9 protein-coding genes and 2 pseudogenes are annotated in these 10,834 nt (G+C 60.3%); 10 read left to right on the plus strand and 1 reads right to left on the minus strand.

The window, feature by feature from the left end; genetic code table 11:
• Nucleotides 1-28: 28 nt before the first annotated feature.
• From HMPREF2996_RS12510 to HMPREF2996_RS09405, 3 genes and pseudogenes are all read left to right on the plus strand, one after another.
• Nucleotides 29-862 (plus strand): annotated as a pseudogene (locus HMPREF2996_RS12510) (transposase); the annotation flags it as partial.
• 212 nt (nt 863-1,074) lie between these two features.
• Nucleotides 1,075-1,710, plus strand: coding sequence for an Abi family protein (locus HMPREF2996_RS09400; protein WP_070444124.1), 636 nt, complete (start codon nt 1,075-1,077; stop codon nt 1,708-1,710).
• Nucleotides 1,711-2,021: 311 nt separating this feature from the next.
• On the plus strand, nt 2,022-2,837 hold the full coding sequence (locus HMPREF2996_RS09405) for an HAD family hydrolase (RefSeq protein ID WP_070711070.1): 816 nt from the start codon (nt 2,022-2,024) through the stop codon (nt 2,835-2,837).
• On the opposite strand, the gene HMPREF2996_RS09410 is transcribed toward HMPREF2996_RS09405, so the two are convergent.
• Nucleotides 2,834-3,523: an oxidoreductase gene (locus HMPREF2996_RS09410; RefSeq protein WP_070711069.1), complete on the minus strand. Its 690-nt coding sequence runs from the start codon at nt 3,521-3,523 to the stop codon at nt 2,834-2,836. The genes HMPREF2996_RS09405 and HMPREF2996_RS09410 overlap by 4 nt on opposite strands.
• A 104-nt stretch (nt 3,524-3,627) precedes the next feature.
• Here HMPREF2996_RS09410 and HMPREF2996_RS09415 point away from each other — a divergent pair, with 104 nt between their 5' ends.
• The 7 genes and pseudogenes from HMPREF2996_RS09415 (at nt 3,628) to HMPREF2996_RS13125 (ending at nt 10,737) form a co-directional block, all read left to right on the plus strand.
• Complete coding sequence (locus HMPREF2996_RS09415; RefSeq protein WP_070444132.1) at nt 3,628-4,122, plus strand: phage holin family protein; 495 nt, start codon at nt 3,628-3,630, stop codon at nt 4,120-4,122.
• Nucleotides 4,123-4,211: 89 nt separating this feature from the next.
• Entirely contained in the window at nt 4,212-5,114 is a 903-nt protein-coding gene (locus HMPREF2996_RS09420) for an alpha/beta fold hydrolase (RefSeq protein WP_070711068.1), read from the plus strand.
• A gap of 222 nt (nt 5,115-5,336) precedes the next feature.
• Nucleotides 5,337-6,932 (plus strand): peptide ABC transporter substrate-binding protein, encoded by a 1,596-nt coding sequence (locus tag HMPREF2996_RS09425; RefSeq protein WP_070711067.1) that lies wholly within the window; start codon nt 5,337-5,339, stop codon nt 6,930-6,932.
• A gap of 199 nt (nt 6,933-7,131) precedes the next feature.
• Nucleotides 7,132-8,058, plus strand: a complete 927-nt coding sequence (locus HMPREF2996_RS09430; protein ID WP_010189948.1) for an ABC transporter permease — start codon at nt 7,132-7,134, stop codon at nt 8,056-8,058.
• Nucleotides 8,051-9,010, plus strand: coding sequence for an ABC transporter permease (locus HMPREF2996_RS09435; RefSeq protein ID WP_070711066.1), 960 nt, complete (start codon nt 8,051-8,053; stop codon nt 9,008-9,010). The genes HMPREF2996_RS09430 and HMPREF2996_RS09435 overlap by 8 nt, the downstream gene beginning before the upstream one ends.
• Nucleotides 9,010-9,850: pseudogene (locus tag HMPREF2996_RS13120) on the plus strand (ABC transporter ATP-binding protein); the annotation flags it as partial. The gene HMPREF2996_RS09435 and the pseudogene HMPREF2996_RS13120, both read left to right, overlap by 1 nt.
• Complete coding sequence (locus HMPREF2996_RS13125) at nt 9,835-10,737, plus strand: ATP-binding cassette domain-containing protein (RefSeq protein ID WP_371441131.1); 903 nt, start codon at nt 9,835-9,837, stop codon at nt 10,735-10,737. The pseudogene HMPREF2996_RS13120 and the gene HMPREF2996_RS13125, both read left to right, overlap by 16 nt.
• Nucleotides 10,738-10,834 lie beyond the last annotated feature (97 nt).

The following is a 10,834-nucleotide window of genomic DNA, read 5'->3' on the forward strand; positions in this document are numbered from 1 at the left end:
GCTGAGGTAGGAACTAAACCCAGGACGCTTCAACTGGTGCCTGCGTGAAAGCTCATACGAGTACCTGAAACTGCTCGACAAAATCGCGCAACCACTCATCGTCACCACCGACGGGGCAGGCGGAGCCCTCAAGGCACTGCGCACTAAATGGCCCGACGTTGCCATTCAGCGCTGCCTAGTCCACGTCCAACGCAACACTTTTGCTGATATCAGCCGCAACCCGATTCACCCAGCCCATAAAGCAATCCGGAAACTGGGCTACATGCTTATCCAAGTACACAACCGTGAAGATGCTGCGCGGTTTACAGCTGCAGTCCACCACACCCGCATCACCTTTGCTGATTGGCTTAAAGAGCGAACCTACCGCAGTGCTATACCAGCAGGCCAAGTACCGAAATGGGTCAGCCCCAACCAGAAATGGTGGTACACCCACCGCAACGCCCGCAGGGCTCTAAAACGGCTAGAAAAGCTCATCCACACAGGACAGCTATTTACTTTCCTTGACCCGTCTAAAGGTGTCACACAAGACTTAAAAGCCACCACGAACCTGCTGGAAGGCGGCATCAACAAACAACTCAAAGACCTAGCAGGAAACCATCGTGGCATGTTCGATGAGCATCAGCGCATCACCATGGACTGGTGGCTCTACACCCACACCGAAGACCCTGTAGCGCCACTGGAGTTAGCCAAGCAACAAGACTTCGGACGCCAAGGAGAAAAAGCAGCACGCGCAGCCTGGGCAAAAGAAGAACTCACACGACGCGGCCACCCAGACGGGCGACCAGCCACATACGACATCCACATCGACAGCGAATGGAACCCCAGCTTAGGCATAAGAAAAGGCTGGGCCGGACGCTCCTAAATCCACACGAAATGTCCCTTAGTGCGACACGCCGCAAATCCACACAAAATGTCCCTTAAGCCCACGTCGTGTCCTAAGAAAAACTCACAAGCCATACAACGGGCTTAGGCTTAGGGAAAGCCAAAAACATCAATAACCCCGGCGATTTACTCCTACTTTTGTAGTGCAGGGATCGTTCCGAGGCTTTCAACAGAAAAACTAGCATATCCATAATGAATAATCCAGAATCCGCCCTACTACCACTATCTCAGTGGTTTTCATCTGCGCGCATGAGCCGTTACGCTGCCCATCCAACTCCAGAAGCGCTATACCTTTGGAATACTCACCTTACAAAGACCTATCTCGCCGACATTGAGCATCTCGAAGTGCTCCTCCGCAATTGCATCCACACCGCCCTAACGCGCAGATACGACGAACGGTGGTTTGACAACCATCGAATAAATTTCAGCAGTGAAGCAGCCAAGAGCATCCACAAAGCAATGAAGAGAGCCGGAGGGAGGAAAGCACCACCAGGAAAAATCATCGCTGAACTCAGTTTTGATTTCTGGCGCTTCCTCTTAAGTAGCCACTATCAGGCGAGCATCTGGCCGCAGATAGAAAAGGCATTGAAGGTAAAACCCGACGACAGACAGCAATTCGAAGAACTTGTAGTCATTATTTACAAAATGAGAAACAGGTGCTCTCACCACGAATCAATCGTCCAACAACACAATATCCCTGGTGAAATCGCACATCTTGACTCTGTTGATAACGCTATCCACATGGTAGCGAAATTCATTGATCCCGAAGCCGCGACGTGGATCAAGGATAATTCCAGAGTGCCAGCTCTACGAGTGCAACGACCTTAGTCACATATCTGAATGCCACGGCAACACTGGGACTGGGGGCATGTTGGCTTAAAAGAAAAAGGTGATGGCCCGCGCCTCGGGGGGTGTGCGCGGGCCATCGGTAACCCGGCATCGGGGGGGTGCGCCGGGGCAGGCCGCACTGTATATCGGGGCCTTGCACATGACATTATGGCACGCGAACCAAGAGATGACAACAGCGAAATCCAACATTCCTTGAGTTTTCTGGCAATATGTTTGCGCACTCCCGATTCTTCCTGCTAAGAGGCTACGATGAGCAGGGTAACTCGCACACAGACGGCAGGCCTTCCTCGATGACCGGTACCTCTTTTCCCACTGACGGCGCCACCCGCGCGGCCGCGTTCTTCGACTTGGATAAAACGATCATCGCCACATCCTCTGCCTATGCCTTCGGCCGCGAATTCATGCACAACGGTCTCATCACCCATGCCGAGGCGCTCCAGCTGTCTTTAGCCAAAGCCAGCTATATGCTCGCCGGGCACAGCAGTGAGCATATGGACACCACCCGGGATCAGCTCGCCGCCATGGCCGCCGGTTGGTCCGTTCAGGAAGTCCACGACATCGCGGTGGAGACCATGCATTCAGTAGTCACCCCCGCCATTTATGCGGAGGCACGCGCGCTTATCGACGCCCACCGCGCCGCCGGCCACGAGGTGGTGATCATCTCGGCGTCGGCAAGCGTGCTGGTCGAGCCCATCGCACAGGAGCTGGGCATCGAGCACGTCGTGGCCACCGAGCTCGCCGAGGAAGACGGCCGGTTCACCGGAGAGATTCTGTTTTATTGCAAAGGCGCCGCAAAAGCTGAGGCCTTAGCCCGCATGGCTAAACAGCTCAACGTCGACCCCGACGTATCTTTTGCTTATTCCGATTCCGCCACGGATATCCCGATGTTAGAGCAGGTTGGCCACCCCGTTGCCGTGAATCCAGACCGCTTGTTAAAGAAGCATGCCCTTGCCCATGACTGGGAAATCCGCACGTTTAAGCACCCCGTTCCGCTCTTCACCGCGCCCAGCGCCCGCGAGTTCGGTATCGGCTCAGCGGTCGTGGCCGGCATAGCGGCCCTCGTGGTCGGCGGTGTTTTCTTTGCGCGGCAGCAGCTGCGTGATTAGGCCGCTTGCGCGATGCCGTCGGCTTCGCGGGCGCCGGCTTCCCAGGCGTCGAAAAGCAGCGTGATAAGTGCCGCCGGATCTTCCTCGTAAGTATCCAGTGCCGCACGGTAGTCCGCGCGATGCCGGTTGAGGTAGGTCTCAGGCACGGCAAAGCCCCGCGGATCGAAACCGGTATGGATGGCTGCGGTGCGCGCGGCAACGAGCGCCACGACTGTGCTGCGCGCACCGAAAAACGAGCGCGCGGCAATCTCCGCGTGCAGCACCACCGGTAACAAGCGGTCAAAATCCACACCGGCCCCGCGCGTGATGAGCTGTGCTAGCGCCTGCGCCACCGCCGGATTCTGATCAGGGTGGCCCGCGCCACCCGCCGCAACATCAATGCTGGCCAGGATCTGCAGCGGAGCCCGCGCGAAGGTGCGCACGGTAGCAGCCTGTTTTTCGGGGGCAAGGAGGGAATAAGCGCTGACCGCGGGCGGGATACCGTCAGCCTCAAGCGGCGCACCGTCGATCGCCGCGGCCGCCCGCGCACCGCGCAAGAGCGACTCTGAAGAAATGACGTCGAACTTGCGCAAGCCCGCGGGCCGGCGGTGCACGCGCGCTAACGCTGAGGCGGCAGAAGCAGCTTTATCCTTCACCCCAGAAAGGGCCATCAGCGGGGTCAGCGGGTCAGAATGCGGCATACCCATTACAATAACGCCGTACCCACTTTGCGGGCCGCACCACATGAACGCTGGAAAGTTCATTACTATGGCCGATATAGATTGCGACAAAACAGTAGGAGTATTTAACCGTGAGCAACGACGGACTATTCACTGACGGGTCCAACAAGTTCGCCCCGAAGGTAGACAGCATTCCCTTGAGCGATGCGGATACCTCCCGCCGTGGCGAAGCATCCATCGGCCAGCTCGTATCCAACGCCACCGAGCAGATGTCCCAGCTGGTTCGATCCGAGGTCGAGCTAGCCAAGACAGAGCTCGCTGCTTCTGCCAAGAAGGGCGGCATCGGCGCGGGCATGTTCGGCGTGGCCGGCACCGTGGCGCTGTATAGCTCCTTCTTCTTTTTCTTCTTCCTGGCGGAGCTGCTCGCCGTGTGGCTCGACCGCTGGGCTGCCTTCCTGATTGTCTTCCTCATCATGGTCGTCCTGGCCGCCGTCGTGGCCTTCATCGGCTTCAAGCAGGTCAAGCAGGTCAAGGCCCCGGAGAAGACCATCGAGTCCACGAAGGAACTCAAGAAGCTGGTACCGGGTAAGGCTGAGAAGTCCATCGAGCGTGGCCTCTACACCTAAACCTTTAAGGTCCTTTTCAATCTCCCGCCCCGAGCACATGCGTTCGGGGCGGATTTCTTCTGTGCACCCTTCCCACGAAAGGCCCGCCCATGAATCCCCTACCGCCCTCCGTAGTGGAGCTTGACGGCCCCTTTGAGCACGAGTTCCTGCACACGCGCGGCATCCGCCTGCACGCCGCTACCGCTGGCGACCCGGATAACCCGCTGGTGCTGCTGCTCCATAGTTCCTTTGGTGGGTGGTTCGACTTCCGGAATGTCATTGCCCCGCTTGCCGCCGCAGGCTTCCACGTCGCCGCCCTCGATATGCGTGGTTTTGGCATGTCCGATAAACCACCGCTCGAACCCGGCCAGGATATCCGCGTGGCGGTTGGTGATGTCAGCGGTGCCATCCGCGCACTGGGTCACGACGATGCCTACCTAGTCGGCGCGGATACCGGCGGTGCGGTGGCATGGGCGCTGGCCACCGAGCGGCCCGAACGGGTACGCGGGCTGGTCTCCGTATCGGCAGCGCACCCGGCAGATTTACGCCGCGCCGTCGCCGCACGCCCCTGGGACTTCGGGTGGGTCCTCCTGCGCGCAGCGTTGTGCCGCATGGGAAAAATTGGCGCCCCGAGACTCCTACTGCGGGAGTCCACCTACCTTCGGGAGATGGATCTCGACGCCCTCGGATCCTTCAACGGCGCCGAGCGCGAGGAGGCCCTGCGCCTGCGCGTGACGTCGTCACGCATAGGAAACGTCCGCCGGGGAATCATCTGGAACCACCGACTGCGTACCGCTGTGGTTCCGCTGAGTTGGCTCGAGCTCACCGTGCAGTGCCCGACGCTGTTCATTCATGCCGATCAGATGCTGTGGCGGCCAGTTGCGCGGCGGGCGGCGCGGCGCTGCCGTGGGGGTTTCACCGCCACCACTATCCCCGGGTCCAAGAACCTGCCCTATCTTGAGAACCCGCATGGTTTTACTCAGACCATTATCCAATGGTTGCGAGATAGGTAACATTCACCGCCCTCCGTGCCCCACCCCTCTCAGGGGGATGGGGACTTTTTTAATTCGTTGACAAAACCGCAGGTTAAGAAAGAATACCTACCGCCCTATAGCTTTTATCACAGGACATATTTTTCAATTCCTTGTATATGAGACGAGCCACGCGGTAGCTTCATATAAAACCAACATCACAGGTTTTCTACATCTTTCGCACCACGGAGGTCTAAGCCCTACATGACGCTCAAGAAGACACTCGCTGCTCTCTCTGTCGCTACCCTGCCGCTCACCCTCGCGGCCTGTGGTGGCGACAACTCCGGTTCAGACTCTGCTTCCGGCTCCGGTGATGGAATCGTCACCGTCAACGGCTCCGAGCCGCAGAACCCGCTCATCCCGGCCAACACCAATGAGACCGGCGGCGGACGTATCGTCGATTCCATCTACGCCGGCCTGGTCTACTACGACGGTGACGGCGAAGCTCAGAACGAGCTGGCTGAATCCATCGAGCCGAATGACGACAACACCGAGTTCACCGTCAAGCTCAAGGAGTCGAAGTTCTCCGACGGCTCCCCGGTCACCGCGAAGAACTTCGTGGACGCCTGGAACTACGCCGTGGCCAACGACCAGCTCAACGCTTCCTTCTTTGCCAACATCAAGGGCTTCGAGGAAGGCGTCGAAAAGATGGAGGGCCTCAAGGTCGTCGACGACCACACCTTCACCATCGCCCTGAACAGCCCGGAGCAGGACTTCCCGGCACAGTTGGGCTACTCCGCGTTCTACCCGCTGCACGAGTCTGCCCTGGAAGACATGGATGCCTTCGGCCAGAACCCGATTGGCAACGGCCCGTACAAGCTGTCCGAGTGGAACCACAACCAGGACGCCACCGTCGTTCCGAATGAGGAGTACAAGGGTGGCCAGACCCCGCAGAACGACGGCATCAAGTTCGTCTTCTACGCCTCCCAGGACGCCGCTTACGCCGATCTGCTCTCCGGCAACCTCGACGTTCTCGACGCCGTTCCGGACTCCGCTTTCGACGTCTACGAGGCCGACCTCGGCGACCGTGCAGTGAACCAGCCGACTGCTATCTTCCAGTCCTTCACCTTGGGCGAGAACCTCGAGCACTACTCCGGCGAAGAAGGCGTGCTGCGCCGCCAAGCCATCTCCTATGCCATCAACCGCGAGGAGATCACGGACACCATCTTCAAGGGCACCCGCACCCCGGCCAAGGACTTCACCTCCCCGGTTATGCCGGGCTACTCCGAGGACATCAAGGGCAACGAAGTCCTTGAGTACGATCCGGAGAAGGCCAAGGAACTGTGGGCTGAGGCCGACAAGCTCAACAAGTGGGATAACCCGACCCTGGAGATTGCCTACAACTCCGACGGCGGCCACAAGAGCTGGGTGGATGCAACCACCAACTCCATCAAGAACACCCTCGGCATCGAGGCTGTTGGCGCACCGTACCCGGACTTCAAGTCCCTGCGCGATGAGGTGACCAACCGCACCATCAAGACCGCCTTCCGCACCGGCTGGCAGGCGGACTACCCGAGCCAGGCCAACTTCCTGGCCCCGCTGTACAAGACGAACGGTTCCTCCAACGACGGTGACTACACCAACCCGGAGTTTGACAAGCTTCTCGACGAAGCCCTGACCTCCACCTCTGAGGAAGACGCCATCAAGAAGTACACCGAGGCCCAGGAAGTCCTGTTCAAGGACCTGCCGGCTATCCCGCTGTGGTACTCCAACGCCACCGGTGGCTACTCCGAGAACGTCGACAACGTCGTCTTCTCCTGGAAGTCCCAGCCGGTGTACTACAACATCACCAAGAAGTAACGCCACCCCTGGCCACTTCGCACGACCCCCGCAACCTCCATGGAGCGGGGGTCGCCCCGCGTTTTCACCCCCAAAGTGTGATTAGAAACGCGCTATAGATTTCTCGAAGCGTGGGATCACACATTAGAATTCTCGTAAGCTATGCCCCGCGTCCCGACGCTGGCAAGCACCTGCCCCACAACGAGTAAAGGACCACACTATGCTGCGCTATATCGGGCGCCGAGTGCTCCAGATGATTCCGGTGTTCTTCGGAGCTACCTTGCTCATCTATGCGCTCGTCTTCTTGATGCCCGGCGATCCTGTCGAAGCCCTTGGCGGTGACCGCGGCCTTACCGAGGCTGCCCGTGCCCGCATCGAGGCCGAATACAACCTCGACAAGCCGTTCATCATTCAGTATCTGCTCTATATCAAGGGCATCTTCATGCTGGACTTCGGTACGACCTTCTCCGGGGTTCCCGTAACCCAGGTGATGGCTAACGCCTTCCCGGTTACTGTAAAGCTGACCGTCATGGCCATTATCTTTGAGTCCGTCTTCGGCATCCTCTTCGGTGTCTTCGCCGGTATGCGCCGCGGCGGCTTCTTCGATTCCACCGTGCTGGTCATCTCCCTGCTCGTCATCGCGGTGCCTTCCTTCGTCATCGGCTTTGTCTTCCAGTACCTCGTGGGCATTAAGTGGGGCGTCTTGCCGGTTACCGTCGGCGCTAACGCCACAGTGAAGTCTCTCCTCATGCCGGCCATGGTGCTCGGCGCGCTCTCCTTGGCGTACGTCATCCGCCTGACCCGCCAGTCCGTGGCGGAGAACCTGCGCGCCGATTACGTGCGCACCGCCCGCGCCAAGGGGCTGTCCAACGGCGCGGTGACCCGCCGCCACGTGCTGCGCAATTCGCTGATTCCCGTGGCCACCTTCATCGGCGCCGACATCGGTGCGCTCATGACCGGCGCCATCGTGACCGAGGGCATCTTCGGTATCAACGGCGTCGGCGGCACCATGTACCAGGCCATTCTGCGTGGTGAGCCGACCACAATCGTCTCCTTCACCACCGTGCTGGTGATCATCTACATCATCGCCAACCTGCTCGTTGACCTCCTGTACGCCGTACTTGATCCGAGGATCCGCTATGCCTAATTTCGAGAAAACCACTCCCCACCCGGGCCAAGAGCACTTCGTCTCGGAAACCGATGAAACGGGTCTCGGCGCGGTCGATGCCGTCAAGGACGAGTCCGCGCCTTCCTCCCAGTGGGGGGAGGCATGGCGCTACCTGCGCCGTCGCCCACTGTTCTGGATTGCGGCCGTGATGATTCTCGTGGCCATCCTCCTAGCCATCGCACCGGGTCTTTTCACTAGCACCGACCCGCGCCTATGCGAGCTGTCCAAGTCCCTCGCCCCCGCCGAGCCAGGCCACCCCTTCGGCTTCAACCGCCAAGGCTGCGATATCTACGCCCGCGTGATTTACGGTGCGCGCGCGTCGGTAGCCGTCGGCGTCCTCACCACGCTGCTCGTCGTAGTGCTTGGTTCAATGATCGGCGCTATCGCCGGCTTCTTCGGCGGCTGGATCGACTCTGTTCTCTCCCGCATCACCGACATCTTCTTCGCCATCCCGCTGGTGCTCGCCGCCATCGTGGTCATGCAGATGTTCAAGGAGCACCGCACCATCGTCACGGTGGTCTTGGTGCTCGGCCTCTTCGGCTGGGTCTCCATTGCCCGCATCACGCGCGGCGCGGTGGTCTCCATCAAGAACGAGGAATTCGTGCAATCCGCGCGCTCCATCGGTGCGTCGAGCTGGCGCATCTTGTTCAGCCACATCCTGCCGAATGCGGCCGCGCCCATCATCTCCTACGCCACCGTGGCGCTGGGCACCTACATCGTCGCGGAGGCCACCTTGTCCTTCCTGGGCATCGGCCTGCCGCCGACGTTCGTGTCCTGGGGCGGAGACATTTCCGACGCGCAGGCTTCCCTGCGCGTCGCTCCGGCAGTCCTGTTCTACCCGGCGGGCGCTTTGGGCCTAACCGTGTTGAGCTTCATCATGATGGGTGACGTCGTCCGCGATGCACTCGATCCGAAGGCGAGGAAGCGCTAATGACTAACTCTCCACTTCTTGAAATGAAGGATGTCCATATCTCCTTCACCACCTCCACCGGTGTGGTTGAGGCAGTGCGTGGCGTCAACATGTCCATCTACCCTGGCCAGTCCGTGGCCATCGTGGGCGAGTCCGGTTCCGGTAAGTCCACCACCGCGATGTCCATCCTCGGCTTGCTACCGGGCACCGGCAAGGTTACCGGCGGCCAGATCCTTTTTGAGGGCGAGGACATCACTCACTACAACAACAAGCAATTCGAATCGCTGCGCGGTGACAAGATTGGCCTGGTCCCGCAGGATCCGATGTCCAACCTCAACCCAGTGTGACGCATCGGCACGCAAGTTGAGGAGTCTCTCAAGGCCAACCACGTGGTGGAGGGTTCCAAGCGCCACGAACGCGTGGTGGAGCTTCTGGAGGAAGCCGGGCTTCCCGACGCCGAACGCCGCGCCAAGCAGTACCCCCACGAGTTCTCTGGTGGTATGCGCCAGCGCGCGCTCATCGCGATTGGCCTGGCCGCACGCCCGAAGTTGCTCATCGCCGACGAGCCCACCTCCGCCCTCGACGTGACGGTGCAGAAAACCATCCTGGACCACCTGGAGCACCTCACCGAGGAGCTGGGTAACGCGGTGCTCTTCATTACCCACGACCTCGGTCTGGCGGCCGAGCGCGCGGAGCACCTCATCGTGATGCACCGCGGCCGCATCGTCGAGTCGGGCCCCTCGCGAGAGATTCTGCGCTCCCCGCAGCACCCCTACACGCGCCGGCTTGTCGACGCCGCCCCCTCCCTCGCCTCCTCCCGCATCCGCGCGGCCAAGGAAGCTGGTGTGGAGGCCAAGGAGCTGAAGTCGGGTGAGGCGATCGGCGCCGCCTCCGAGTCTGGTTCCACCGCTGCAGATTCCGCTGCAGGTTCATCTTCCGCGGCTCAGGCCCCGGTCATCTCGGTTCGTAACCTCACCAAGGAATTCGATATCCGCGGCCAGCGCGGCGGCAAGAAGCTGCTGAAGGCCGTCGATGATGTCTCCTTCGACATCCGCCGCGGCACCACCCTGGCGCTGGTGGGCGAGTCCGGTTCCGGCAAGTCCACGGTGGCCAACATGGTGTTGGGCTTGCTGGAGCCGACCTCCGGCACCATCGAATTCGAGGGCCGCGATACGTCGACGTTATCGAAGCAGGAACTGTTCAAGCTCCGCCGCAAGATGCAGGTGGTCTTCCAGAACCCCTATGGTTCGCTGGATCCGATGTACTCGATTTATAAGTGCATCGAGGAACCTATGGCCCTGCACAAGGTGGGCTCGCGCAAGGAACGCGAGGCCCGCGTGGCCGAGCTTCTCGACATGGTCTCCATGCCTCGCTCCGCCATGCGCCGCTACCCCAACGAGCTTTCCGGCGGCCAGCGCCAGCGCATCGCCATTGCCCGCGCGCTGGCTCTGCGCCCGGAGGTCATCGTCCTCGATGAGGCTGTCTCCGCCCTCGACGTCCTGGTGCAGAACCAGATCATTCAGCTCCTCGCGGAGCTGCAGTCGGAGCTCAGCCTGTCGTATCTCTTCATCACTCACGACCTCGCGGTGGTCCGCCAGACGGCCGACGACGTCGTAGTCATGAAGAAGGGCCAGGCCGTCGAACAGGGCACCGCCGACGATATCTTCGAAAACGCCCAGCAGGAATACACCCGCAACCTCATCAACTCGGTTCCGGGCATGCACCTAGAAATCGGCACCGGCCACTAGCTCACGCACCACCCACGCCGACTGACCCGTCAACCGTCTTCCGGTTGGCGGGTCTCGTTCTTTAAGAGCTAAAGGGCCCGCTGCTCCCGCTGTATCT

The sequence above is a fragment of the Corynebacterium sp. HMSC066C02 genome (assembly GCF_001814945.1).
GTDB lineage: Bacteria > Actinomycetota > Actinomycetes > Mycobacteriales > Mycobacteriaceae > Corynebacterium > Corynebacterium aurimucosum.

Coding starts and splice junctions, on each gene's coding strand:
- HMPREF2996_RS09400 (WP_070444124.1), top strand. CDS start 1,075: ATGAATAATCCAGAATCCGCCCTACTACCACTATCTCAGTGGTTTTCA.
- HMPREF2996_RS09420 (WP_070711068.1), top strand. CDS start 4,212: ATGAATCCCCTACCGCCCTCCGTAGTGGAGCTTGACGGCCCCTTTGAG.
- HMPREF2996_RS09425 (WP_070711067.1), top strand. CDS start 5,337: ATGACGCTCAAGAAGACACTCGCTGCTCTCTCTGTCGCTACCCTGCCG.
- HMPREF2996_RS09430 (WP_010189948.1), top strand. CDS start 7,132: ATGCTGCGCTATATCGGGCGCCGAGTGCTCCAGATGATTCCGGTGTTC.
- HMPREF2996_RS09410 (WP_070711069.1), bottom strand. CDS start 3,523: ATGGGTATGCCGCATTCTGACCCGCTGACCCCGCTGATGGCCCTTTCT.
- HMPREF2996_RS09435 (WP_070711066.1), top strand. CDS start 8,051: ATGCCTAATTTCGAGAAAACCACTCCCCACCCGGGCCAAGAGCACTTC.
- HMPREF2996_RS09405 (WP_070711070.1), top strand. CDS start 2,022: ATGACCGGTACCTCTTTTCCCACTGACGGCGCCACCCGCGCGGCCGCG.